This is a genomic window from Massilia sp. Root418, from assembly GCF_001425265.1.
Classification (GTDB): Bacteria; Pseudomonadota; Gammaproteobacteria; order Burkholderiales; family Burkholderiaceae_D; genus Rugamonas.
Genome location: NZ_LMEC01000001.1, coordinates 1,023,145 through 1,047,910 on the forward strand (window position 1 = coordinate 1,023,145; position 24,766 = coordinate 1,047,910).

At 67.3% G+C, this 24,766-nt stretch carries 25 protein-coding genes; 6 read left to right on the forward strand and 19 right to left on the reverse strand.

Annotation, left to right across the window (positions count from 1 at the left end):
• Positions 1-17: 17 nt before the first annotated feature.
• The 9 genes from ASC94_RS04250 to ASC94_RS04290 form a co-directional block, all read right to left on the reverse strand.
• Entirely contained in the window at positions 18-839 is an 822-nt protein-coding gene (locus ASC94_RS04250; protein ID WP_157201269.1) for a hypothetical protein, read from the reverse strand.
• Complete coding sequence (locus ASC94_RS04255) at positions 836-1,993, reverse strand: pyridoxal phosphate-dependent aminotransferase family protein (protein WP_157201270.1); 1,158 nt, start codon at positions 1,991-1,993, stop codon at positions 836-838. The genes ASC94_RS04250 and ASC94_RS04255 overlap by 4 nt, the downstream gene beginning before the upstream one ends.
• 9 nt (positions 1,994-2,002) lie before the next feature.
• Positions 2,003-4,237, reverse strand: a complete 2,235-nt coding sequence (locus ASC94_RS04260) for a hypothetical protein (protein WP_056391147.1) — start codon at positions 4,235-4,237, stop codon at positions 2,003-2,005.
• Positions 4,238-4,247: 10 nt separating this feature from the next.
• A complete protein-coding gene (locus ASC94_RS04265) occupies positions 4,248-5,579 on the reverse strand; it encodes a hypothetical protein (RefSeq protein ID WP_056391152.1) in 1,332 nt (443 codons plus the stop codon).
• A 6-nt stretch (positions 5,580-5,585) separates the two neighbouring features.
• Positions 5,586-6,374: a hypothetical protein gene (locus ASC94_RS04270; RefSeq protein ID WP_157201271.1), complete on the reverse strand. Its 789-nt coding sequence runs from the start codon at positions 6,372-6,374 to the stop codon at positions 5,586-5,588.
• Positions 6,375-6,393: 19 nt separating this feature from the next.
• Positions 6,394-6,993, reverse strand: coding sequence for a hypothetical protein (locus tag ASC94_RS04275; RefSeq protein ID WP_056391155.1), 600 nt, complete (start codon positions 6,991-6,993; stop codon positions 6,394-6,396).
• Between the two features lie 184 nt (positions 6,994-7,177).
• The gene (locus ASC94_RS04280; RefSeq protein ID WP_056391158.1) at positions 7,178-8,071 is read right to left on the reverse strand and encodes an intradiol ring-cleavage dioxygenase; all 894 of its coding nucleotides are present in this window, start codon (positions 8,069-8,071) and stop codon (positions 7,178-7,180) included.
• Positions 8,072-8,083: 12 nt separating this feature from the next.
• Positions 8,084-8,764 carry a hypothetical protein gene (locus ASC94_RS04285; RefSeq protein WP_082616146.1) on the reverse strand — a complete coding sequence of 227 codons (681 nt, stop codon included), beginning with the start codon at positions 8,762-8,764 and terminating at the stop codon, positions 8,084-8,086.
• Positions 8,765-8,777: 13 nt separating this feature from the next.
• Positions 8,778-9,290: a Spy/CpxP family protein refolding chaperone gene (locus ASC94_RS04290; RefSeq protein WP_056391164.1), complete on the reverse strand. Its 513-nt coding sequence runs from the start codon at positions 9,288-9,290 to the stop codon at positions 8,778-8,780.
• 175 nt (positions 9,291-9,465) lie between these two features.
• Here ASC94_RS04290 and ASC94_RS04295 point away from each other — a divergent pair, with 175 nt between their 5' ends.
• Both ASC94_RS04295 and ASC94_RS04300 read left to right on the forward strand, forming a co-directional pair.
• Positions 9,466-10,155 carry a response regulator transcription factor gene (locus ASC94_RS04295; protein WP_056391167.1) on the forward strand — a complete coding sequence of 230 codons (690 nt, stop codon included), beginning with the start codon at positions 9,466-9,468 and terminating at the stop codon, positions 10,153-10,155.
• Positions 10,156-10,157: 2 nt separating this feature from the next.
• A complete protein-coding gene (locus tag ASC94_RS04300; protein ID WP_056391170.1) occupies positions 10,158-11,900 on the forward strand; it encodes an ATP-binding protein in 1,743 nt (580 codons plus the stop codon).
• A 9-nt stretch (positions 11,901-11,909) separates the two neighbouring features.
• Here the strand turns inward: ASC94_RS04300 and ASC94_RS04305 are convergent, their stop codons facing one another.
• From ASC94_RS04305 to ASC94_RS04315, 3 genes are all read right to left on the reverse strand, one after another.
• Entirely contained in the window at positions 11,910-12,491 is a 582-nt protein-coding gene (locus tag ASC94_RS04305) for a YSC84-related protein (RefSeq protein ID WP_056391174.1), read from the reverse strand.
• A gap of 96 nt (positions 12,492-12,587) precedes the next feature.
• Complete coding sequence (dcd, locus tag ASC94_RS04310; protein ID WP_056391177.1) at positions 12,588-13,154, reverse strand: dCTP deaminase; 567 nt, start codon at positions 13,152-13,154, stop codon at positions 12,588-12,590.
• A gap of 105 nt (positions 13,155-13,259) precedes the next feature.
• On the reverse strand, positions 13,260-14,096 hold the full coding sequence (locus ASC94_RS04315; protein ID WP_056391179.1) for an alpha/beta fold hydrolase: 837 nt from the start codon (positions 14,094-14,096) through the stop codon (positions 13,260-13,262).
• Between the two features lie 189 nt (positions 14,097-14,285).
• Between ASC94_RS04315 and ASC94_RS04320 the strand changes: the two genes are divergently transcribed.
• Entirely contained in the window at positions 14,286-14,948 is a 663-nt protein-coding gene (locus tag ASC94_RS04320; RefSeq protein ID WP_056391183.1) for a GntR family transcriptional regulator, read from the forward strand.
• An 8-nt stretch (positions 14,949-14,956) separates the two neighbouring features.
• Complete coding sequence (locus tag ASC94_RS04325; protein ID WP_056391186.1) at positions 14,957-15,451, forward strand: OsmC family protein; 495 nt, start codon at positions 14,957-14,959, stop codon at positions 15,449-15,451.
• 95 nt (positions 15,452-15,546) lie between these two features.
• Here the strand turns inward: ASC94_RS04325 and ASC94_RS04330 are convergent, their stop codons facing one another.
• The gene (locus tag ASC94_RS04330; RefSeq protein WP_056391188.1) at positions 15,547-15,873 is read right to left on the reverse strand and encodes an NIPSNAP family protein; all 327 of its coding nucleotides are present in this window, start codon (positions 15,871-15,873) and stop codon (positions 15,547-15,549) included.
• Positions 15,874-16,031: 158 nt separating this feature from the next.
• Entirely contained in the window at positions 16,032-16,253 is a 222-nt protein-coding gene (locus tag ASC94_RS32270; RefSeq protein WP_157201272.1) for a hypothetical protein, read from the reverse strand.
• 939 nt (positions 16,254-17,192) lie between these two features.
• Here ASC94_RS32270 and ASC94_RS04335 point away from each other — a divergent pair.
• Positions 17,193-17,543 carry a hypothetical protein gene (locus ASC94_RS04335; protein ID WP_157201273.1) on the forward strand — a complete coding sequence of 117 codons (351 nt, stop codon included), beginning with the start codon at positions 17,193-17,195 and terminating at the stop codon, positions 17,541-17,543.
• 24 nt (positions 17,544-17,567) lie between these two features.
• Here the strand turns inward: ASC94_RS04335 and ASC94_RS04340 are convergent, their stop codons facing one another.
• Positions 17,568-20,153, reverse strand: a complete 2,586-nt coding sequence (locus tag ASC94_RS04340; RefSeq protein WP_056391195.1) for a DNA internalization-related competence protein ComEC/Rec2 — start codon at positions 20,151-20,153, stop codon at positions 17,568-17,570.
• A gap of 150 nt (positions 20,154-20,303) precedes the next feature.
• On the opposite strand from ASC94_RS04340, the gene ASC94_RS04345 reads away from it, so the two are divergent.
• Positions 20,304-20,618, forward strand: coding sequence for a hypothetical protein (locus tag ASC94_RS04345; RefSeq protein WP_056391198.1), 315 nt, complete (start codon positions 20,304-20,306; stop codon positions 20,616-20,618).
• Positions 20,619-20,638: 20 nt separating this feature from the next.
• Here ASC94_RS04345 and ASC94_RS04350 read toward each other — a convergent pair whose 3' ends face one another.
• Genes ASC94_RS04350 through ASC94_RS04365 form a run of 4 tightly spaced genes read right to left on the reverse strand, consistent with a single transcriptional unit; the run spans position 20,639 to position 24,675 of the window.
• On the reverse strand, positions 20,639-21,442 hold the full coding sequence (locus tag ASC94_RS04350) for a TatD family hydrolase (protein WP_056391201.1): 804 nt from the start codon (positions 21,440-21,442) through the stop codon (positions 20,639-20,641).
• A 2-nt stretch (positions 21,443-21,444) separates the two neighbouring features.
• On the reverse strand, positions 21,445-22,134 hold the full coding sequence (gene lolD, locus ASC94_RS04355) for a lipoprotein-releasing ABC transporter ATP-binding protein LolD (RefSeq protein ID WP_056391204.1): 690 nt from the start codon (positions 22,132-22,134) through the stop codon (positions 21,445-21,447).
• Positions 22,127-23,392 carry a lipoprotein-releasing ABC transporter permease subunit gene (locus ASC94_RS04360; RefSeq protein ID WP_056391207.1) on the reverse strand — a complete coding sequence of 422 codons (1,266 nt, stop codon included), beginning with the start codon at positions 23,390-23,392 and terminating at the stop codon, positions 22,127-22,129. The genes lolD and ASC94_RS04360 overlap by 8 nt, the downstream gene beginning before the upstream one ends.
• Positions 23,393-23,400: 8 nt before the next feature.
• Entirely contained in the window at positions 23,401-24,675 is a 1,275-nt protein-coding gene (locus ASC94_RS04365) for a lipoprotein-releasing ABC transporter permease subunit (RefSeq protein ID WP_056391210.1), read from the reverse strand.
• Positions 24,676-24,766: the final 91 nt, after the last annotated feature.

A 24,766-nucleotide genomic window follows, 5' to 3' on the forward strand; every position in this document is an offset into this window, starting at 1 on the left:
TGGATTCATCGTGTTCTTCATCGCCATTCATGGCCGAACAGCTCGGCCTCCAGCTCGCGGCGCTGGTTGGTCAGCACGCCGGCGCCGGTGCGGAACATGTCGTCGTGGATACGGTATTCGACGGCGCGGCGCTGCGGTTCGGGCAGGCTGGACTGGGCCACGTAGACCGAGTGCGCCGCCAGCGGCAGTCCCATCATCTGGCCGCACAGCGCGTGCTGCTGCAGGCGGCGTCGCAGGTTGCCGGTCTGTCCGCTGTAGGCGCGCCGCGCGCCGTTGACGGTGAACTCGATCAGGTAGAAACCCGGTCCGGTGGCGCGCGGATCGCGCAAGGCGCCGGTGAGCGGGCCCAGCGCCACGTAGGCAGGCCGCTGGGCGGCAGGCAGGCGCGCGATGGCGGCCGCAATGGTGGGCGGGACTTCGGCGTGCTCCTGCGCCGCGTACGCCTGCACGCTGCCGTTGCCATCGTCGAAGGCCGGTGCGTCGTCCGGCGGCGGGGGCGCGTCGGACCAGCCATCCGGCCCCGGTGGCAACACGGTGACCTGGGTGTACGGCCACGTACCGCCGTAGCGCGGGCCGTAGTAGTAGGGCCACGCCGGCCACGGCCTGGGACGCAGCACGCGCGGGAGGGCAGCTGGCCTGCCGGGGCCAGGGCGCCCTCCCCGTCCGGCGCCGCCGCCGGGGCCGCGCCCAGCGCCACGTCCAATCGTGGGTGGCCGGGCCGGCGCCATGCGGCCGCCGCCGCGGACGCCTCCGCGCGCGGGCGCCATCCGGGGCGCGCCGCGCTCATATTCCATTTCTCCTTCCAGCTCGAAAGGCAGGGCTTCGAATTGCTGATTCATGCCAGCTCCTCCAAATGATGTTCAAGCGCCGCCACCGCGCGCGCCACGTCATGCGCGCTATGCCCGGCGCGCAACAGGAAAGTCAGGCTGGCACCGCCGCGATGGCTTTGCAGCAGCGCCAGCACGCCATCCGAGCGCAGCGCGGCCTGCAGCGCCGCGCCGTCTGCCCCGGCAGGCAACGGCACCACCTGCACCGGGAACATGCCGCCCCGGCAGGCGATGCCGGCCGCCGCCAGGCCGGCCCGGAACTGCCGCACGCGCCGCCACAACGCCAGCCGCAGCACGCCGCCGCAGGCAGCGTTGAGGCGCAGCGCCCGCCGCGCCGCCGCGACACTGGCAACGCTGGGCGGGCTGGCGTGCACGCGCGCGAGGCTGCGCTGCTCGAACATGTGCAGCATCGGCGCACTGCCGGCCAGCACCGCAAGCGGCGCACCGAACGCCTTCGCCAGCGACGCCCCCACCAGCACCGGCATGCCGCGCCAGGCCGCGTCGCCGTGGCCTTGCCGCTGCCTGGCGCCAGCCTGGCCGCCCGCACCGCAAAGGCCGGTCAGGCCGTGCAGCGGAACGGAGCCGCCCCCGCCGCGGCCCAGCAGGCCGAGCGGCTGGGTATCGTCCAGCACCAGCCAGCCCCCGCCCTGCGCCGCGATTTCCGCGTAGGCCGACAATGGCGATGGACACGCGCCGCCGGGGGTGTAGCCATCGGCCAGCACCACCGGCCGCCGGCCCTGCGTCCGCCAGCCCCGCGCCAACCTTGCCAGTCCTGCGGCGTCGCCGTGGTGGAACACTTGCAGCGGTGCGCCGCGTGCCACCGCCTGCTGGGCGCCCCAGCGCGCGATCGGGTAAGTGCCGCCATCGACCAGCAGCGCCACCGTCTCCTGCGCCAGCATGGCGAACAAATCCCAGTACAAATGCAGCGTGGACGGCATGACCAGCGCGGCCTGGCAGCCCATCAGCGCCGCCAGGCCGCGCACCAGGCCGGCCGTGCCGGGCGGCTGTTCCAACGCGGCCGGCTTGCCCAGCGTGAGCGCCTGCCACGGCTCCAGCGCGCCGCACGGATGGCGCATGTCCAGGTACAGCGCGCTGGTGAAGTCCAGCGTACCGGTGCCGGCATGCGCGGCATCGTTCGCCATCACGCCTGCCATCGTGCCAGCCATCGCGCCGGCTCAGGCGCGGGCCTGTTGGGCCGCCAGGCGCTGGCGCAGCAGCACCGACGGCAAGGTGGCGTCGGTCGCCACGTCCGCACCGTCAACCGACAAATCGACCCCGGTGGCCGCGCGGTAGGCATGGATGTAGCCCTGCGCCTGCGGCCGCCAGAAGCGCGCCCAGTTGAAAGCCTGGGTCGATTCGTAGATGTCGCTCCAGTTGCCGTAGCGGATGGACAGCAGCAGCTGCTCGCCGAACATGGCCAGCGAACGGAAATGCATCACGCTGGTGTCGGTCCAGCCCTGCAGCTTCTTCATCGCGTCCACCCGGTCCATCCACGGTTCCGGGTAGGCCACCATCACGCGCGTGGGCAGGAACTCGCGGAACTCGGGCCGTCCCAGCAGCCATTGCTGCATCAGCATTTCGATGCGCGCGGTGGATGGCAGGTCGCCGAACTGGTTATGCGCTCCCTGCGACAGGATCAGGTGCACTTCCTTGAGCGCATTCAGCACCGGGAAGGCATCCGCCTTGACGGTGGTGTCGTCGTCCTGCCGGTAGAAGGAGGTGAGCAGGCGCAGCAAGTGGTGGAACGCTTCCAGGAACTTCGAGCGGCTGTCCGCCGGCCGGAAATGCTGCACCGCCTTGCCGTCCAGGCGCACGCCGTAGTGGTGGTCGTACTCGTAGTTGCGGCGCACCACGGTGAGCCGGTGCTGCTCGTCCTGGGTGTAGCCCCACAGCAGGTTGTTCAGCGGGCGCAGCATGTCGATCTCGGTATTGGCCAGCGGGTCGAGGCCATGGCCGCTGCTGGGCGGGCGCAGGTTCTGGAAGCGCTGGGTGATGGCGTTCATGGTCTGCACCAGCATGCCCTCCTCCAGCCAGTAAGACCAGATCAACTCGATCAGGCAGGGATTGGACAGCCGTTCCTGGATAATGCCGAAGCACAGGTCCGCCTCGCTGCCGCTGGCCGGGATATTGATCGGGATGTCGGGCAGCTTGCGGCGGATCACCGCCAGGTAGGGCAAGGCCAGCGTGTTGCCGTCCACCGTCTCCAGGTATTCGTTGGCCAGCACGTCGGCCAGGCTGCCGCCGTTGGGGATGTCGCGCCGGTCCAGGTAGGCCGCGTCCTCGGCCGGGTTGAAGGCCAGCGGCAGGCTCAGGACCCCGCAATTGACCATGACGAAGGCCTCGGTCGCCGCCTTCAGCACGCGGTAGGAATCCGAGTCGTTGAAGGGCAGCGCGCGGCGCGGCTTGATGGCGTTGACGGCGGCGTTCTTGCCGGCGAAGCGCAGGCGCTCCAGGTCCGACATCGCCACGTTGGGGTCGCAGAACAGCTGGTCCAGGAAGGCCAGGTAATTGGTGAAGGACAGCGCCTCGGTGCTGTTGCGGATCAGGGTCCACAGGGGCAGGTCCTCGGTCGGCTCGGTTTCGGTGCGCGTGAGCGACACGCCGACGTTGCCGCTGATGGGCTGGGGCACGCGCTGGTCGGCCTCGAAGTCGGCCGCCACGCCCAGCGAGGCCATCGAGCCGGGCCCGCTCACGCCGGCCAGCTGGTCCGCCGTCAGCGAGGAGCCAGGGCCGCCGCTGCGCACCATGGGCGTGCCCGCCCCGCCCTGCGGAGCGGCACCGTCCGGACGGCCGCGCCGCGCGAACAGCACTTGCGCCTCGAAGTGCTGCGGCCCGGCGCGGCGCATGATGGCACTGAAGCGGTGCGGCTCGCCGTTGCGCGCCTGCCACGGCGAGCGCGGCACGATGCGCAGCGCCCCCTCGGCCAGGTCCCGGTCGCCGTCCACGTGCACCTCCGCGATGGCCTTGTCGCCGACGAAAGCGCAGTTCTGGTCCACTTCGCGGCAGTTCGACTCGAAGGTCATCTTCACCTCGGGATTGAAGGCGAAGTCGAAGCACACGTTTTCGGTGCAGCCGTTGCGCACCACCGCGCACTGGTAGAACAGCGCGCCCATGCGCATCGGCACGATGTTGTCGAAGGCGGCGATGTAGGCGCCCGCGTCCAGCGGCGAGAAGAGCACCGCGCCGTCCGCGCCGGTGAAGCGGGTGGTCACCAGCAGCGCCTCGTCCGGCAGCCACCGCTTCACTTCCTCCACGTCGCATTCCGCCATGGGCGCGCCCTGCTGCGTCTGCGCCTTGTACAGCTTGATGGCGGCGTTGACCAGCGGCGCGCCGGTGGCGCTGTCGTGCACCGTCACCTGGATCGCCCCGCGCAGATCCGCCTTGGCCGCCGCGTTCTTGATGTTTGCCATGTCTATCTCCTTAAAGGATGGTGCTTCCGTATTCAAGGCGCCGGTACTGGGCGGCGTCGCCGCACAGCGCGTTCAGGTCCAGCGTGCTGCGCAAGGCCCAATGGGTCAGCAGCCTGCCCAGCAGCACGCTCTCGTGCTCGGGACTGAGGCTGCCGCCGGCGCGCGCCTGCCCCAGCACGGCGAACACCAGCGAGGGCGCGGCGTCGTACATCTGCTGCGGCGCGGCGCTCCACTGCCGGAACAGGCAGGCCAGCCGCCGCGGCTGCCGCGCGCGCACCGCCATCACCTGCGGCAGCGTGCGCCCGCGCAGCAGCGCCGGCCGGTGCCGCACCAGCAGCGCCGCCAGCGCCGGCAGGCTGTCTTCCAGCTGCAGCAGCAGGCGGCGCTGCCCGGGCGGCAGCCCGGTGAGCGGGTAGAACGATTCCCACAGCGCCGCCACGCGCCGCCATTGCGGATGCGGGAACAGCTGTTCGCCCAGCGCGCAACTGAGCTTGACCCGTATCCACGGCGCCGGGTGCGGGTCGTCCGGATTCACGCGGAACACGAACACGCGCGGCAGGCTGACCACGCCGATCAGCCCCATGGTGGCGGTAATGCCGAGCCGCGCCAGCGACCACAGGTCGGCCACCACTTCGGAGATCCAGCGCTCCCACAGCCGCCACACATGGGCCGGCACACCCTGGCTGGCGCCGCCGCGCTGCATGGACTGCAGCACCGGACGCAGCGAATTCACCAGATCCAGCAGCGCCGCGCCCTGGTGTCCCACCTCGTGGAACAGCGACGATGCAATACTGCTGCCCACCATGCGCTCGCGCGGCACCCGCACGATGGCCACCGGATTGTCGCCGCCGCCGGGCAGCCGGGTGCGCGCACGGCGGATAGCCGCGCCGGGGCCGCGGTCCAGGTAGCAGATCACGGGCGGTGCCCGGTAATAGCTGCCGGGCAGCGCCAGCGCATCGGCCGACGCCACGTCCAGCCCCGACAGCCAGGGGCCGTTCTTGTGTTCACTGCGCTGGGTGATGACGTCGTTGAACAGGTCGAACTGGGTCAGCGCCGCGTTGAATTGCAGGCGCAGGAAGGTGAAGCGCCGCTGCGCTTCGGCAGCCGTTGCGCGGCGCGCCGCCGGCCCGTGCAGCCACGCGAGGAAAGCCATCACCATGCCATGCAGCCCGCGCCGCCCCTGCGCCAGGTGCGCTTCGATCGCCGTCTGCGCCGATGGCAGCAAGGCCGCCGCCGGCACCATGGGTTCGATCAGCACGAAGGGACGCACGCGCCGCAGGCGCGTGAGCAGCGAGCGCGCCTCCTGCGCCAGCATCCACCGGGCATAGGAGCTGATGGCCATGGCGCATCAGGCTCCGTACAGGACGATCTTGCGGCCCTGGCGCGCCCAGCGGCCCGAGGAGCCTGCCGCGCCGCCCGCACCGCCCGCGCCACCGCCCATGCTGCCCATTCCGCCCATGCCGCCTCCACTGCCGCTGCCGCCCATGGCGCTACCGCCGCAGCTGCCGCCCATGCCGCGCTGCGCGCCCCCCTGGCTGCCCTGCATGCCGCGTCCCTGCTGCGCGCCGGCCCTGGCCAGCAGCCCCGGCGCATGCTGGCGCGCCGCCGCCGTGGCAGCGGCCTGCGCCACCGCGCGCGGGTCGCCGCCGCGCGCCTGGGCGGCGCGGTTCACCGTGTCCGCCGCCAGCCGCACGAAGGTCTTGGCGCCTTCGAACTCGCGGTCCTCGCCCATCATTTCGCCCTCGCCCTCCAGTCCCAGCGCGCCGCCCGCCGCCGACGCCAGCCCGCTGCCGATCTTGGCGCCCAGCGGTCCGCCGAAGTAGCCGCCGATAGCGCCGCCGGCCAGCGGCAGCGCCTTCTTGGCCACGCCCTTCAGCACACCCCCTACCGCCTGGCCTATGGGCGACTTGATTACCGAACCGGCCACCGAGGCGGCTTTCTTCAGGAAGTTGCCGAGGAATTGCTCCAGCTCGGCCTCGTTGGTGACCGACAGCAGTTCGTTGGCCAGTTCCATCTCGTCCGCTTCAGACAGCAAGCCGCCCTCGCCGCTCCATTCGCCCTGGCCAAACTCGTACTGCTCGCCTTCATAACCCATCTCCTGGCCGAATTCCAGGGTGGTACGATCGATGTCATGCATGATTAGCTCCCGATGGTGGTTAACAATTGAGGACCACGATGCGCTTGCCGCTGCGCTGCCAGCGTCCTCCTGCCGGCTCCTGCTGTGCCGCGCGGTGCAGCAGGCCTGGCGCGTGCTTGCGCGCCGCCTGCACCAGCGCCGCCTGCACCCTGCTCTCGGCGTCCGCCATGCCCACTTGCGGCCCTGCCGGGCCGGACGCCAGGGTGCCGTTTATCAGTTCCCGCGCCAGGCGAATGAAGTGGCGCGCCAGTGTGTACTCCCTGTCTTCGGGGCTGAGCCCTTCCAGTTCCAGGCCGAAGATGGCCGCCGCCCTGGGTTGCACCGCCTTGCTGCGGAAAGGCATGACCGCCGTGGCAGCGCGCAGCAGTGCCGACATGAGCGCACGGCCTAGCGGCAGGCGCAGTACGGCGCGCCCGGCAGCACCGCTGCGCGCCACCAGCCCGGCCAGGAACGGCGCCAGCCCGGCGCCGTTGCCCAGCGCCGCCTCCAGCAGTTCCGCGCCATAGGCCATCTCCGCCTCTGTTTCGAGCGCCGGCGCAAGAGCCGGTCCCGCAGCAATGCCGGCGCCGGGCGGGAACGTAATGTCAATTTCAGGTATGTAGTCGAGCAGGCGGTTCATACAAGGCTCCGGTCAGGCGTATGTACACCTGCCATTGCAAGCGCCGTGCCTGCGCGCCGAAGGCGGAACGGCCGCCGCGCTGCCGAAGATGGCTTCGCGGCGGCCGCCGTGGGGAGGGATTTGCGCGAAGCCGACTTCGCGCGGAGGGAAACCGGCGGGCCTGGCCCTGCCTTCAGCCCGGCATTTAGCCGATCACGGCCAGCGTCAGCGTGGCGACGTAGCCGTCGGTGGCATTGCCGCTCATGGCTGCCATCTGCAGCGAATAGCCGTCGCCGAACACGTTGTCGGACGCGTAGCTGATGCGCGCCAGATTCGTCACGCTGGCGCTGTAGCCGCTGCTGGCGTACACCTCGTTCAGCGTGGCCATGGGGAAGGTGAACTGCGAAGTCTTGATGCGGTTGCTGGCGTTGGTGCTCTTGGCCAGCGTCGGGTAGACCTCGAAATGCACGTGCGGCATGCGCCCGTCGTAGCAGCCGGGGAAGATGGTGGTGAACGTGACCTCGCCGGTGGCGTCGGCCTCCTGCACGCCGCGCAGGTAGTTCTGGCTGGTGACGCCGCTGGAGTACAGAGAGTAGTTGCCGGTCCGGTCGCAGTGCCACAGGTAGACCGCCATGCCGCCAGCGGCACCGCAGCTGGCGTTGGCGTTGATGATCTTCAGCTTGATGGTCAGCGGTACGCCGGCGGCGGTGCCGCTCATGCCGCCGAAACTGCTGCGGATGTCCTGGCGCACCACGCCGCTTTGCGTGAGCACGTTGGCGATGCCGGCGCTGTTGCTGTTGGTGCCGTCGGCTGGATACGGCCCGCCGGTTTCCTCCGGGATCACGCTGCAGGAGCCGCTGGTGGTGCTGGTACTGCCGGTGGTGCCGGTGGTGCCGGTGGTCCCTGTGGATCCCGTGCTGCCGGTGCTAGTGGTCGCCGTGCTGGTGCTGGACGTGGTGTCGCCGCTTGATCCGCCGCAGCCGAGTATAGGCAGGGCTGCTGCGCTGGCCATCATCCAGCGCAGGGATTTGCGGCGTCCGGCCGCCACTTGCATCATCTTCTTCAGGTCGTCCGCCAGGCTGTGGCCGTGTGCTTCCATGGTTCACTCCATTCATACCGAGGTGTTGATCAGGTTGCCGCTGCTGCCGGCATTGGGCAATATGTCCGACAGCGCTTGCAGGAAGCTGGCCAGCTTGCCGCTGGCGTCGGACGTGTCGCTGCCGAGCGCCTCGAGCAGGCTTTGGAACGAGGTTTCCAGCGCGGTTGCGCCGGTGCCGGCGCCGTTGGTGGCTTCGGCGGCTTCGTCGGCCTCGCTGGTGGCCGTGTCGCTGCCCGAAGTGAGCTTGGCCACCAGGCTTTGCAAATCCGCTTCCAGCTTGCCCGGACCGCCGGGACCGCCGGGGCCGCCTCCGCCCGGCGGGCCATACGCCTGCCCGCCGCCGGGCGGTGGCGATGCACTCGAAGACGTTCCCTGCTCATGCAATGCGCCCATCAGCTCATGCAGGAAACTGCCCAGCGCCTGCGCGGCATTGCCGCTGCCGGCGGCCTCGCCGGTGTCCGCGCCGGTGCTGCTGGTGCCGGTGCTGTCGGCAGTCGCGCCGTCACTGCTGGAAAGCCCAAGCGACTGCAGCGCACTCGCGATGGCATCGATAAAACCGCCGTCATCGGGAGGCGGCGGGCGGCTGCCTACCTGGCTGCCCTCGCCGCTGGCGTTGCCGCTGGTGGCATTGAGCTTGCTCACGTAGCTCAACTGGCTCGCCGCGCTGCTGGAGGTGAGAGAACTGATCGTCATGCTGTACTCCTTGTTAAGGTTGAAGGCGCGGTGGCTTGCGCTGGTCCAGCTGCTTGCGCTGCTCGGCCGTCAATACGCCCAGCAGCTTCTGTTCGGTGCGCACGCGCTGCAGTTCCAGGTTGGACATGGCCTGCGCCGCGGCCTTCGCCAGCGAAGCGGCGCTGGCGTCGTCGTACTTGTCGGCCTTGCCCAGGCCGTCCAGCGCCTGCTGCGCCTTGCGCAATGCCCTGGACTGCTCACGGACATACGGCTCCTGGGCATGCAGGATGGCGAATACCTTGTCCTCTTGCGCCTCGTCCAGGTCCAGGCCGTGCATCCAGCCGCGCATCGGCCCGGGACCGCCGAAGCCGCGCGGACCGCGTTCGCCATGGGGACCGTGGCCCGGGCCGAACGGCGGCGCGTCCTGTGCGCCGGCGGACTCCGGCGCTTCCATGGCGGCCGCGCCGTTGCCGGCATGCGACGCCAGCGGCAGCGCCAGCAGCGCCGCCAGCAAGAGATGTTGCAGGGGGATCTTCTTGGTTTTCATGTCTGCTCCGGTTGGTTCGTGATGAGCAGCCATTGTCTTGCCGGGGCATGTAAAGCGCGGTTAGCGCGACGTAAAACGGTGTAAAGACGGCGGGTGTAAATCGGGGTAAAAGCGTGCTTCCTGGCCCATCTTGTTTGCTATGATGGGCCAATCGACAATCACGAATCGCGCTGCAATGAGCAAGGTACTGTTAATAGACGACGACATAGAACTGGTGGGCATGTTCCAGGAATACCTTGAACAGGAAGGCTTCGAAGTGCGCACCGCGCACGACGGCGAAGCCGGCGCCGCCGCCGCCTTGTCGGGCCTGTACGCCATCGCGGTGCTGGACGTGATGATGCCGCGCATGAACGGCCTGGAAACCCTGCGCCGCATCCGCGCCCACAGCCGCATGCCCATCCTGATGCTGACCGCGCGCGGCGACGACACGGACCGCATCGTCGGCCTGGAACTGGGCGCGGACGACTACGTGGCCAAGCCCTGCACCCCGCGCGAGCTGACCGCGCGCATCCGCGCCATCCTGCGCCGCACGCTGGGCACGCCCATGGATGCCGGCGGCGCGCAGCCCCTGAGCGTGGGCCAGCTCACCATGTGGCCTGAGCAGCGCCGCGCCACCTGGGCCGGTACGGCGCTGGAGCTGACCAGCACGGAGTTCAATCTGCTGGAAGTCCTGGCGCGCAACGCGGGCAAGCCGGTGAGCAAGAACACCTTGTCTGAGCAGGGGCTGGGCCGGCCGATGGCGCGCTTCGACCGCAATATCGACGTCCACCTGAGCAGCTTGCGGCACAAGCTCGGCACCATTGCCGACGGCCGCTCCTGCCTGCAGACGGTGTACCGGCTGGGTTACCAGCTGATCAAGGAGTGAGCGTGGGCCGCCTGTTCTGGAAATTCTTCCTCTCCATCCTGCTGGCGCAGGTGGTGGCGGCGGTGGGCATCGGTGGCGCGATCTGGCTCAGGAACCGCGATGCCGCCATGCCGCGCCAGCAGGATATCGACACCGGGCCGCGCGCGGAGGACGCCATCGAGTCGGCCGCCGCCACGCTGGAATTCGGTGGCGTGAATGCGCTGCAAAGCCTGCTGGAAAACATGAACCGGCACCGCGTGTATGCGGTCAACGAGCAGGGACGCGAGCTGCTGGGACGCATCGTGAAGCCGGCCATGATACTGGAAGCGCGCCGCCTGCTGAAGCAGGACGGTTCGCAGCGCGTGGTGCGCGAAGTGAAAGCCGCCGACGGCCACCGGTATGCGCTATTTCTGCCGTCACGCGAAAACCTGGGCGGCATGCAGGCCGGCGGCGCGCCGCTGCTGCGCAGCCTGGCCAGCATCGCCAGCGTGCCGCTCGACGGCGGCCACCCCGGCTATCAACGCGGCCACGGCGACTGGCGCGGCCACGGTCCCGGCATGGGCCCCGCCCCGGGTGCCGCCGCTCCTGTCCCCGCAACCAGCGCAGGTCCAGCCGCCGATTCCGGCACCAGCACCGGGACCAGCGCCGGCCCCGGTTCCGGTTCCGGGCCGGGCTACGGTCCGGGTTCCGGCGCCGGCGCGGGCCCCGGTCAAGGCTACGGTTCCGTTGCCGGCCCTGGCCCCGGCCAAGGCTACGGTCCCGGCCCAGGTTTCGGCCCCGGCACAGGCAACGGCCCCGGCCCAGGCTTCGGTCCCGGCCCGCAAGGCCCGCCGCCGCGCTTCCAACCGCTGACGCCCTTCATCCCGATTGCCGCCGCCGTGCTGGCCAGCCTGCTGTTTGCCGCCCTGCTGGCCTGGTACTTTTCGCGCCCTATCCGCTCGCTGCGGCAGGCATTCGAAGCCGCATCGCACGGCGACCTGGCGCCCCGCTTCGCGCGCGCCGGCGGCAAGCGCGGCGACGAGCTGAGCGACCTGGGGCGCGACTTCGACCGCATGACCGCCCGTCTGCGCAGCCTGATGGACGCGCAAACCCGCTTGCTGCACGATGTATCGCATGAACTGCGCTCACCGCTGGCGCGCCTGCAGGCCGCTATCGGCCTGGCGCACCAGCAGCCCGACAAAGCCCACGCCACCATGGAACGCATCGAGCGCGAAAGCGTGCGCATGGACAAGCTGGTGGGCGAGCTGCTCACCCTGGCGCGCCTGGAAACGAGTCCCATCAACCCCGCCCACGAGCAGATCAGCATGGCCGAGCTGCTGGAAGAAATCGTGGCGGACGCGGAATTCGAAGCCGCTTCGCACGACCGCGCCATCGAACTGCGCGGCAGCGCCGACGTGGCGGTCAGCGGCCAGGCCGATTTGCTGGCGCGCGCAATTGAAAACATCGTGCGCAATGCCATCAAGCACAGCCCCGCAGGCGGCACCGTGCGCGTGGAACTGGAAACCGACGAGGCCACCGACCGCCTGCGCATCCGCGTGCTGGACCGTGGCCCCGGCGTGGCGCAGGCCGACCTGCAAGCCATCTTCGAGCCCTTCTTCCGCAGCAGCGACACGCTCAAGGACGTGGAAGGCCACGGCCTGGGGCTGGCGATTGCGCAGCAGGTGGTGCTGGCCCACGGCGGCAGCATTGCCGCCCGCAACCGCGAGCACGGCGGGCTGGCTGTCGAGATCGCGCTGCCGATTGCGCAGCACGACAGCGCGGCATAAAGCGCGCGGCTACAGGTCCAGGCGGGAGATTTTTGTTCCTTCCAGCGTCAGATTGGCCATCAGGCCTGCGTTGGTCAGCACCAGCGCCTGCACCGGATTGTTGGCGGTAGCCGTGTCGATCTCGCCGTTCACGCCCACCTTGATGATCGCCACCGAAGCATCCACGCCCGCCGTCCAGCCCTTGCTCTGGCCGAACTTGCTGAAGGCCTCCTGTGTCATGAACAGCAGCACCACGGCCTTGGACTGGGCACCGGCCTGCAGGCCCACCGAGGCGGAAGCCATGCTGTAATAGCCGCCAGGCTCGCCCCGCACGCGCAGCGCGCCCTTGCCGTACTCGCCGCCCACCACCAGGCCGGCCGCCAGCACACGCGGGAACACCAGCACCGCATTGGACTTGGCCACCAGCTCGCGCGAGCCCTTCACTTCCGCGTACAGGCGGTTCAGGGTGCTGTCGACGCCGTTGTCGATTTCCGTGCGGACCGCAGAGGGCTCCGCCTTGCCGGACGTGGTGGTGGTGGTGCAGCCGGACAGCGCAGCGCCGGCCAGGGCCAGCGCCGCTGCGGAGGTGAACAGGAAGGTACGCTTATGCATGGAGGTCTCCAGTCGTCAAGGGGTCAGCGAATCTTTGTGATTCTGACACTTTACGCCCTGGTCAACCTCTCCCTTCCGAAGCAGGCTTGAGGAAAATCAGGCTTTCGGCAGGGTGACGCCGTGCTGGCCCTGGTACTTGCCGTTGCGGTCCTTGTACGACGTTTCGCACACTTCATCGCTCTCGAAGAACAGCACCTGCGCGCAGCCCTCGCCGGCGTAGATCTTGGCCGGCAGCGGCGTGGTGTTGGAGAACTCCAGGGTCACGTAGCCTTCCCATTCCGGTTCGAACGGCGTGACGTTGACGATGATGCCGCAACGCGCGTAGGTCGATTTACCCAGGCACACCGTCAGCACATTGCGCGGGATGCGGAAATACTCGATGGTGCGGGCCAGCGCGAACGAGTTAGGGGGAATGATGCAGACGTCGCTCTTGATATCGACGAAGGAGTTGGAATCGAAGTTCTTCGGATCGACGATGGTGCTGTTGATGTTGGTGAAGATCTTGAACTCGTCCGCGCAGCGGATGTCGTAGCCGTAAGAAGAAGTGCCGTAGGAAATCACCTTGCGGCCGCTTTCCTCCCGCACCTGGCCCGGCTCGAAGGGTTCGATCATGCCGTGCTGCTCCGCCATGCGGCGTATCCATTTATCGCTCTTAATTGCCATCGCAAAACCATTTCTCAAGATTGCAGGGAGGCCCAGGCTCGCGCCAGCGCCATTTCACCCGCGATTTTACGCGAAAGACCTGCTTTCAAGAACAATTTTGCAAGCTCAAGCCCGCTTGCGCGGCTGTGCCTGGCGCTGCGCGCCCTGCTGGGCAAGCAATTGCGAGATCATCTCGTGGGTCACGGTGGCGGTCAGCTCGGGCGACTCCATGGGGAACAGATGGCCGCCCGGAATGATGCGGAAGTTCTCGCCAACCAGGCGGCGGGTGGCGTCCAGCCCGGCCTGGCGGTTCTCGACCGACTGGTCGCCGCCGATGAAGCCCGCCGGCACCTGCAGGCCGGGCTTGACCAGCGCGCCGATGTGGTGCGGCAGGCTGCGGTAGACGGCGGTTTCGTTCTCGCGCGTAAAGCGCAGCTGCACACCCTCCGGATGCGGCTTCAGGCCGGCGGCGATGTAGTCTTCCAGCACACCGGGCGCCCAGGCGGCAAACATGTCCTTGCTGGCGAAGTGCTGGTAGGCGGCGGCCGCGTCCGGCCAGACGTTGCGGCGCTTTTCGGAGAAGCGCGCCGGCGAGAACTTGTTGGCCAGCGACCAGTTGCGCGTGACGCGCAGCAGCAGCGCGCGCCAGCCGGCCACCACGGGCGAATCCAGCATCACCAGGCAGCGCACCAGGTCCGGCCGCATGGCAGCCACCATCACGCTCAGCATGCCCCCCAGCGAGTGCCCCAGCAGCACCACCGGCTCCCTATGCCGGCTTTCCAGCTCCGCGATCAGCTCCTGCACCAGATGCGGCCAGCCGGTCGCGACGGGATAAGCGGGATTGTGGGCGTGCATGTCCAGCGCCGAAATGTCGTAGTGCTGGCCCAGCAACTCGAACAGGCGGCGGTAAGTGCCCGCCGGATAGCTGTTGGCATGCGAGAAGTGCAGCTTGGGTTTGTTCATTTTTGTAATGTCTCCTTGGGCCCATTGTAAGGAGAGAGCCGACGAAAAAAATAGAACGGTTGCTCTAATCTTCGCCGGCTGGCTGTGGTGGCCGCAAGGGCTGAGGCGCGCCCGCCGTAGGCCGGGCAGGAACAATTGTCATAGCCGCCGCCCCTTGCCACAGATTGGATACATGTATACACTCCAGTCATGCCCCCCGAATCCGACAATAAACAAAGCACCGGCCACGCAATTCTGGCCGCGCTACGCACATCCATCACGTCCGGCAGCTTGCCCCCGGGAACCGTCTTGCGTCAGGTGGAGTTAGCCGAGGAGTTCGGCGTGAGCCGGATTCCCGTGCGCGAGGCGCTGCAGGCGCTCCAGTCCGAAGGGCTTGTCCTCATAGAACCCAATCGCGGCGCCTTTGTTGCCAGCTACACCGCGGAACAGCTCAGCGAAATGTTTGACCTACGCGTAATGCTGGAAGTCGACGCCCTGCAACACGCCATCCCGCAGCATACGGAGCGTTCCCTACGCCGGATCGAAGCGCTGCAGCGCGAGTTGGACTACGAGGATCAGCCGGCCGAGTGGGTTCGCCTGGACCGGGCTTTTCACGACGAACTGTACGGCCCTTCTGCACGCGCCCGCACCCTGCAGCTAATCGCCGGCCTGCGTGGTTCCGTCGAGCGCTTCAGCCTCTCGCACCTGGGACCAGACACGCGCCGCACAGGATGGAACGACGAGCACCAGCAACTAATCGCCGCCGTGCGGGCCCGTGACACTGCTGCTGCCAGCGCTATTCTGACTTTACATCTGCGACAGACCCAGCAAAGCGCGCTGGCCTCGCTCAACTCTCCTTCAACCCAAGCCTGAGAGAATCCATGTCCACACATACCGCCGAAATCTGCTGGGAGCGCCACGACAGCCGTTTCATCGACAACCGCTACAGCCGGGCGCACCACTGGCGCTTTGACGGTGGAACAGTAGTGCCAGCGTCCAGCTCGCCCCATGTGGTGCGCGTGCCATTTTCAGATCCGAGTTGCGTCGACCCTGAAGAAGCCTATGTGGCGGCTTTGTCGAGCTGCCATATGCTCTGGTTTCTCGGCCTGGCAGCGCGCGACGGTTATGTAGTCGATCGATACCAGGACATGGCACGAGGCGAAATGCAAAGGAATGCCGAAGGCAAAGACGCCGTGACCTGTGTGACGCTGCAGCCCGCAGTCGCCTTCTCCGGCGCTAAAGTTCCAACCGATGACACGTTACAGCGCCTGCACCATGAGGCGCATGAAAGCTGCTTCCTGGCCAGTTCAGTCAAGACGGAGATCCTTGTACAAGGTAGCTGGAGCTACGAGGCGTCGGCGATGGCGGGACGCTAGCGCAGCGCCTCCAAAGAAATGTGGTCAGCTGTTCCCGATGGCAGATCGGGCGGCACGCCGCCATCAGCCGCGGGCCCCCGACGGCGCCTGCCCGATCAGCGCACCGCCGAATACGCGGTCGGCGCCAGGAAGCTGTTTTCGATGCGCTCGACGATAACGCCGTCGGCCTCCGACGCCGCGCGCGCCGCCAGCCATTCCGGATCGCTGGCAAAGGCGTTCCACTTGGCCTCACGCTCGGCCATGTTCTCCCACTTGAGCAGATAAGTGAGCGCCTGGTTGCTGGCACCGACCACGGTGGTGAAAAAGCCGGCCTGCTCGATGCCATGCTTCCGGAACAGCGCCAGTGTCACATCGGTGAAGCGCTGGTTCAACGCCGGCAGCCGGCCGGGAGCGCAATGGTAGACGCGCATTTCATACATCATCGGTTCTCTCCTTGGGTCATTGGTGGCACGGCAGTCAGTTCGCCGTAGCTCGATTCTATCCGTTCCCCGGCCGGTCAACGTCGCCGTCGCGCGCCGCGCCGTGATTGCGCGGTCTCCCAATCGGTAGACGAAGCACCGCTGTGGACTCGTCGTTTTGTTCAAGCAGGATGCTGCCGCTCGCAGTATGTCACGCCCTGCTCGCCCAGCAGCGAGCTTTGCGTATTCACCGACGCGTTGGAGGCAACGGTGGCTGGGTTGTAGGTGAGCGCAAATCCAGCACACCAAGGGGCGCCGGTGGCAGCCCCTCCCTGCTGCCAGTAGCTCGGATGCGATTCGCGGTAGCGTTCCACGGCCAGTTGGCCATTGAACTCCAGTGTCACGCGCCCGATTCATCGGCGCGCAGACGCTCCGCCCCGATGCCGCCGTAGCGTTGATACACCTGCTTTTACGGATGATGGTAGCGATTGCGGTAGCCGACCTGGAACACCGCATGGCCGGGCTTCGGCGCCAGCAGAGAGGCGCGTTCGTTTGACGAATCTCAAATGCCCACTCTGAGTGACCCGGCAATACTTGTGGTGCTGTTATCCAAACCCATTCACCGGTCAGTCAACTAAGGGAAATGCTATGCAGCAAATTGACGTATACGATCCAGTAATTCCCTCCTTACAGCACTGTGGCGATCATAGATTTTCAGAGCACAACAAGAGACGGAAAGCCTTCTGATGTTGCTGTAACTCCGCAGCTAGCGGATGCGGTTGCACGCGCTGTTGCCGACTATGCAGCAATTAGTTCAATTAATATCAATGCTACGACTAACGGGGTGCACACAGTCAACAGTGATCACTACAGTGGAAATGCGGTGGATATCAATCGCATCAACAACCACACCCTCCGTGGAGACTCGTACGGCACCACATTAGCATTGGGGTTGCAGGCGCAAGCGCTCGCGGACCCGACTGCCAGGTATGTCGAAGGCCCCGGAGGCAATTGGTTGCGAACGAGCGTTGGAGCACCGTGGTCTCGCAGTCCCGACCTGCCAAATATGGACAATCACGTGCACATCAGCACGTTCAGGCGCTACGAGCCTTAACACTTCAACCGACATAGCGAGCCAAACAATGGGAAAGCTCAACCGCAAGCTCAGGATGCACTCCGTTCCCCGTAGTTGCGCTGTTCTGCTCGTAGGAGCGGTCATACAGCCATCACCAGCGCAAAGCGAGCCGTCCGCGTGGCGGCTGAAGCCGGATAGCCTGGGCCCCATCAAAGTCGGCATGCCGTTGGATCGGGTCAACGCGGCAATCGGTGGAGGCATGCGAGAAGTGCCTGCGGAACTTCGCCCCAGCCCCGACTGCTATATCGTCTCCACCGAGTCAACGCCGTCGGTGTCCTACATGTTCGTGGCCGGCGTACTAAAACGCATCGATGTGAGGCAAGCAGGCATACGCTCCGACCACGGCATTGCAGTGGGCGATCCAGTGGCCAAAGTATGGCGCGCCTACGGCCGCAGCGTGCGGGCCGAAACGGACGCGTACGATCCCCGGGAGCAGTACCTCACCGTTCCATCACGTGACGGCAGGTTCGGCATCCGCTATGAAACGGCCAACGGCAAGATTAAGTCTTACTACGGCGGGGCGTGGGAGCAAGTCCAGTACACCGAGGGCTGCCTGTGACTGCCCCGCCCGGCCGCTGGCGCCTTAAGGCTGGCGCCAGTAGCGCGGATGCGACTCGCGGTAGCGTTCCACGGCCAGCTGGCCATTGAACTCCAGCGTCAACGCGCCCGATTCATCGGTGCGCAAACGCACTGCCCCGATGCCGCCGTAGCGCTGGTACACCTGCTTTTGCGGATGATGGTAGCGATTACGGTAGCCGACCTGGAACACCGCATAGCCGGGCTGCACCGCCGCCAGGAATGCCTGCGTGGAGGATGTGCCGCTGCCGTGGTGCGGCGCAAGCAGCACGTCCGACGCGAGTGCGCCCGGCGCGCGGGCCAGCAGTTCGGTTTCCTGCGCGGCCTCGATGTCCCCCGCCAGCAGCATGGCCCTCCCGCCGGCGCTGATCCTGAGCACGCAGCTGCGGGCATTGTTCTTCAGCACTGGATTGCGGTAGCTGCCGGCGGCCGGATGCAGCACATCGAAACGCACGCCGTCCCACGTCCAGTGCTGGCCGGCGGCACAAGGCGTATGCAGCGCCGACGCGCGCACGACCGGATGCGTGGACGGGAGGGAGCTGAGTGTCCACGCAGTCCGCACGCTGTCCATCACGGCCAGCGCGCCGCCGATGTGATCGGCATCGGCATGACTGACGACCATGGCGTCCAGCGCTGTGATGCCGCGCGCCTTCAAGTACGGCGCGATGACCCGGTTGCCGCCGTTCGACTCGGGCGAGTAGGCCGGGCCGGTGTCGTACAGCAGGCGATGGCCGCTGGTCTCGACCAGCAGCGCCATGCCCTGCCCCACGTCGAACGCCACCACCCGGAAGGCACCGGCGGACGGGTGACTGGGCACGGCCGCAAGCAGCGGCGCCCAGGTGACAAGGCCCAGCCAGCGCACCGGCCAGCCGCGCGGCGCCAGCATCCACGTGGTGCCGAACAGCGCCCAGCAGAACACCCAGGGCGGCGGCGTGGGCGCGGTCCACACGGCGATGCGGCTCGCGCTGAGCCACTCCAGCGCCTGCGCGAGCAGCCAGATGATGGCGTGCGCCAGCTGCAGCAGCGGCAGGGCCAGGAAGTCCGGCAGCACGGCGCCGGCCAGTGCCAGCGGCGTCACCAACAGGCTGACCACGGGGATGGCCACGGCATTGGCCAGCGGGCTCACGATGGACACTTGCGCAAACAGCAGCATGGTCAGCGGCACCAGGCCGACGGTCACGGCGTACTGCACGCGCGCCGCCGTCTTCAGATCCGCCATCCAGCGCTGGTGGCGCGTCAATGGCTGGCGCGGCGGATGGCGCAGCGCGGGCGACGTCGCGCCCGCAACAGGCCCGGCCACCGCAGCCTCGCTTTCCGCAGGCTTGGCCACCCCGGGCCAGCCCTCCGCAGACACGGCGGCCGCGCCGGCAATGGCCGCGCCGGCGCCCAGCGCCGCCAGCTCACCGCTGCGGTGGCGCACCTCCGCGCGGCCCACCGTGGCATACAGGATGGTCGCCACGGCACCGAACGAAAGCCAGAACCCCGGCCACATCACCGCCCAGGGATCGAGCAATACGACCACGCCCGCAGCCAGGCATAGCACATGGGTGACGCCGGTGAGCCGGTCGGTCCACAACGCCACGGCGACCACCGCCAGCATGTACAGCGTGCGCTGCGCCGGCACGCCGAAACCGGCCAGCAGCACGTAGCACAGCGCGGCCGTCAAGCCAGCCAGCGCAGCCACCTTCTGCGCCGGCAGCAGCAGCGGCAGCTGCGCATGCGTGAAGAATGAACGCCGCCACAGCGCCGACGCGGCCAGCGCGAACAGCCCGGCAATCATGGTGATGTGCAGGCCGGAGATGCTGATCAAATGGCTGATGCCGGTGCGGTTGAATACCTGCCAGTCCGACTGCGGTATGCCGCGCTGGTCGCCCACCACCAGCGCCACGATCACGCCCGCGTACTCCTTGCCCTCCAGCGCGCGCAGGATGCGGTCGCGCAGCACCGCGCGGCAGCGCTCGACCATGTTGCCAAAGCTGACCACGAATGAAGCCAGACGCTGGTTGCGCCCGTCCTGCCGCACATACCCGGTGGCGCGCACGCCCTGCTCCAGCAGCCAAAGTTCATAATCGAAGCCATAGGGATTGGCATTGCCGTGGGGGCGCTGCAAGCGCACCGTCAGGCGCCAGCGTTCGCCCGGCTGCACGTCGCCTATCGGCGCCGCCTCGCCCCGGTAGCCAGCGTACCAGGACAGCGCCACGAGCGCCGGCACCCGCATGGCGCGCCGCTCCACTTCCTCCACCGCGAAGTTGAAGCGCACGCCGCCATCGAAGCGGTTGGGCAGATTGTCGATGGTGCCGATGAGGGTGACGTCGCGCCCCTCGTCCGCCTTGGCCAGTTTCGGGGCCAGGGCGGACTGCGCCAGCAGCGCGGCCCAGTAGAATCCGATCGCCGCACCCGCGCACAGCGCCAGGCCGTGCCGCAGCCAACCTGTGCGCCGGTTCAGCCAGCGCTGCACTTGCGCCAGCACCACCGCAGCGCCCACCCCAGCGGCCACGCTCGCGGCCAGCGCGGCGGGCGCGTGCGCGGGCAACGCTGCCTGCATCTGCAGCCACGCCGCACCGCCAACAAAGCCAAGGATCGCGCATCGCATCCTGCGATTATTGCGGTGCCGCAGCCAGGGCGTACTACGCGCCGTCAAACATCCTTCGCGCTGAAACGAACGCCACGGACAATCCCATCGTGCTATACAGGTTTGTGCACCGCACGACCAGCTTGTCCCTTTCATCCGCTAAGGAACGCCATGCTTGCCTACTTCCCGAATTTCGCTCCGCAAACCTTGTCTTCGAACCCGTTCGCCAATCTCTGGGAGCCTGTCTTTTCCGTCTACCAGCGCGCATTCGAGCACACCAACCAGGAATTGTGGACCAGTTCAATGCGCATCATCCAGGAGCATGCGGCGCGCGCCTGGATAGAGGCATCGCAATCGTGCATGGCGGCGCTCTCTGAAAACGCCGCCGCGATCCAGCAACGCGCCTTCGCGAGACTGATCGACGCCCAGCAAGAGGCGACGGCGATCGCGGCCAGGGAGGTGACGGAGGCGGTTGTGGGACGTTAAGCCTGCTGGCGCAGACCCGCTCAGGCATCCAGAAGGCTGGACATCCGGGGAAGTATGGTGCGCGCGTTGGCGCCGGTGGCGGTGCGGACCTCGTCCACGGCGATGCCGCGCAGCTCGGCCAGGACTTCGCCGATGCGGGGAATTTGTTGGGGGGTGTTCACGCCGGGATGGACCCAGGCGGGCGAGATATCGGGCGCGTCCGTCTCCAGCACGATGGACGACAGCGGCAGCTCGGCCGCCAGGCGGCGGATCTGCAGGGCGCGCGTAAAGGTCATGTTGCCGCCGAAGCCCAGCTTGAAGCCGGCGTCGATGTAGCCCTGCGCCTGCTGGAAGCTGCCGTTGAAGGCGTGCGCGATGCCGCCGTTGGGCGGGATCTGCCGCACGTGCTTGAGCACCTGGTCCTGCGACTTGCGCACGTGGGTGAGCACCGGCAGCCCGAAGTCGCGCGCTATGCGAAGCTGCTCGCGCAGGAAGTGCACCTGCTTCTCACGCATGGCCGGTTCGGCCAGTTCGGGGAGGAAGAAGTCCAGTCCAATCTCGCCTATCGCCACGAAGCGCGGGTCGGCCATGGCTGCTTCGACGCTGGCGCGCAGCGCGGCCAAATCGTCGTCGGTGGACTTGGGCACGCAGATGGGATGGATGCCCAGCCCGTAGCAGGCATTCGGCGCCCGCGCGCCCAGCCCGGCCACGATGTCCAGGTTATGGCGGTCGATCGCCGGGATCACAATCATGGACACGCCCTGCTCCTGCGCCTGGCGCGCCACGTCCAGCGATGCGCCGCCGTATTCGCGCGCGTCCAGGTGGCAGTGCGTATCGATCCACATGATTATTCCTCCGGGTGCAGGCCTTGGTCGGTCAGGCGCAGCACGCGGTCGCAGCGGCGCGCCAGTTCGGGGTCGTGCGTGACGATGACGAAGGCCGTGCCCAGCGTGCGAGACAGCTCCAGCATCAGATCGAAGATCTGTTCCGCCGTGCTGTGATCCAGGTTGCCGGTCGGCTCGTCGGCCAGAACGCAAGCCGGTTGCGTCACCAGCGCGCGCGCAAGGGCCACGCGCTGGCGTTCACCGCCCGACAGCTCGCCCGGCACGTGCGTGACGCGCTTGGCCAGGTTCACGCGGGTCAGCACTTTTTGCGCCTCTTCCTGCGCCTGCGAACGCTTTACGCGCCGTATCATCAGCGGCATGGCCACGTTGTCGAGCGCCGAGAACTCCGGCAGCAGGTGGTGGAACTGGTAGACAAAGCCGAGCGACTGGTTGCGCAGGTCGCCCCGTTCGCGCTCGCCCAGGTTGGCGAAGTCCTTGTCCAGCAAGGTCACGTTGCCCGTGCTCGGCGTATCCAGCCCGCCCAGCAGGTGCAGCAGCGTGGACTTGCCGGAGCCGGAGGCGCCGACGATGGCCACGCGCTCGCCGCGCCGCACGTCGATGTCGATGCCGTTCAGCACCTGCACCGAGTAGCTGCCCTGGGTGAAGGTCTTGCCCAGGCCGCGGCAGGAGAGGACGATGGATTGGTCATTCATAGCGCAGCGCCTCCGCAGGTTTTACACGGGCAGCCCACCAGCTGGGATAGATGGTGGCCAGGAAGGCCAGCGCCACCGCCACCACGCCGATCTTGGTCACGTCCGGCCAGCGCATGTCCGAAGGCACGGTGCTGATGTAGTAGATATCCTTAGACAAGAACTGCACTCCCAAAGTTGATTCAATAAACGGCACGATCACATCGATATTCAGGGCCACCAGCACGCCGCCGGCCACGCCCAGCGCGGCGCCCATGATGCCCACCAGCGCGCCCTGGATGACGAAAATGCGCATGATGGACTGCGGCGAGGCGCCCAGGGTGCGCAGGATGGCGATGTCCGGCTGCTTGTCGGTCACCGTCATCACCAGCGTGGAGACCAGGTTGAACGCGGCCACCGCCACGATCAGCGCCAGGATAATGAACATCATGCGCTTTTCAGTCTGCACCGCCGCGAACCAGTTCGCGTTCAGCTTGGACCAGTCGCGCATCTCCAGCCCGGCGGGCATGATCTTCTTCAGCTCTTCCGCCACTTGCGGCGCGCGGTGCATGTCCGCCAGGCGCAGGCGCAGGCCTGCCGGCGCGGACAGGCGCAGCATCTTTTCCGCGTCCACGATGTGGATGAAGGCCAGGCCGCCGTCGAACTCCGCGTGGCCGGCCTGGAAGATGCCCGTGACGGTGAAGGAGCGCATGCGCGGCACGATGCCGGCCGGCGTCACGGTGCCCTGCGCCAGCGCCATGGTGACCTTGTCGCCCAGGTTCACCTGCAGCGCGCGCGCCAGGTCGATGCCCAGCACGATATTGAATTCACCCTGGCGCAGCGCATTGAAGTCGCCGTATTTGGTGTGCTTGGCCACGTCGGATACATTCGGTTCCTGCTCCGGCAGGACGCCGCGCACGATGGCGGGACGCAGGTTGTCGCCCCCATGCTGCAGCATGGCCTGGGTTTCCACGAACGGCGCGGCACCCTTCACTTCCGGGTTGCGGAAGGCGTTTTTGGCTTGCTGCTCCCAGTCCGGCATGCCCTCGCCTTCGGCATTGAACACTTCCACGTGCGCCAGCACGGACAGCATGCGGCCGGTGACTTCCTTCTGGAAGCCGTTCATCACGGACAGCACAATGATCAGCGCCGCCACGCCGAGCGCGATGCCCCCCATGGAGATCAGCGAGATGAAGGAAATGAAGCTGTTGCGCGAGCTGCGCTTGCCGGCGCGCGTGTAGCGCAAGCCAACCAGCCATTCGTAAGGTAGGTTCTTAAACATGTTCCGGTTCACTCATAGCGCAAGGCGTCGGCCGGCTTCACGCGCGCGGCGCGCCAGCTCGGGTACAGGGTGGCGACGAAGGCCAGCGCCACCGCCGTGGCGGCGATCACGGCCACGTCGTGCCAGCGCAAGTCGGACGGCACGGCGCTGATGAAGTAGATGTCCTTGGCCAGGAATTTCATGCCCAGCATGCGCTCGATGGCCGGCACGATCACGTCCACGTTCATCGCCAGTAGCACCCCGCCCGCCACGCCCAGCGCAGTACCGATGATGCCCACCAGCGCGCCCTGCACCATGAACACAAACATCACCGAGCGCGGCGACGCGCCCAGCGTGCGCAGGATGGCGATGTCGGCCTGCTTGTCGGTCACCGTCATCACCAGCGTGGCCACCAGGTTGAAGGCGGCCACCGCGATAATCAGCGTGAGGATAATGAACATCATGTTCTTCTGGGTCTGCACGGCGGCGAACCAGTTGGCGTTCTGCTTGGACCAGTCGCGCACCAGCAATTCGCCCGGCACCGACAGCTTCAGCTCGTGCGCCACTTCCGGCGCGCGCTGCACGTCCCCCACCCGCAGGCGCAGCGCGAACGGCAGGTCCAGGTGCAGCAGTTCCATGCCGTCGCCCAGATGCACGTAAGCCAGGCCGGAGTCGAACTCGTTATGGCCGGCCTCGAAAATGCCGGTGACGGTGAAGTAGCGCATGGCCGGCGTGCCGCCGCTCATCATGTCCTGGCCGCGCTGCGCCAGCGCCATGGCCACCTTGCCGCCCACTTCCACGTCCAGCGCCTTGGCCAGGCCCACGCCCAGCACAATATTGAAGGAGCCCGGCGCCAGGGCGTCGAAGCTGCCCTGCTTGAACTGCTTGTGCACGTCGGACACCGTGGCTTCAGCCTGCGGCAAGATGCCGCGCACGATGGCGGGCCGCAGTTTGTCGCTGCCGTGGATCAGCATGGCCTGGGTTTCAACAAAGGGCGCGGCGCCGCGCACTTGCGGGTTCTTGAAGGCTTCCTTCGCGGTGGCCTTCCAGTCCCGCAAGCCGCCGCCGCGCAGGTCGTACATCTCGATATGGCCCAGCACCGACACCATGCGCTCGGTCACTTCCTTCTGGAAGCCGTTGTAGACCGACAGCACCACGATCAGCGCCGCCACGCCGAGGCCGATGCCCAGCATGGAGATGGCCGAGATAAACGAGATAAAGCTGTTACGCCCGCTGCGCTTGCCCGCGCGCGTGTAGCGCAGGCCGACCAGCCATTCGAAAGGCAGATTCTTGATGATGCTCATGGGCCTTGTAATTGATGTGCCATAGGTGAAATACGTTCCGAGCCCGAAGTGTGCCATACAAATCACATTTCGTGAGTGAAACACCGCACCC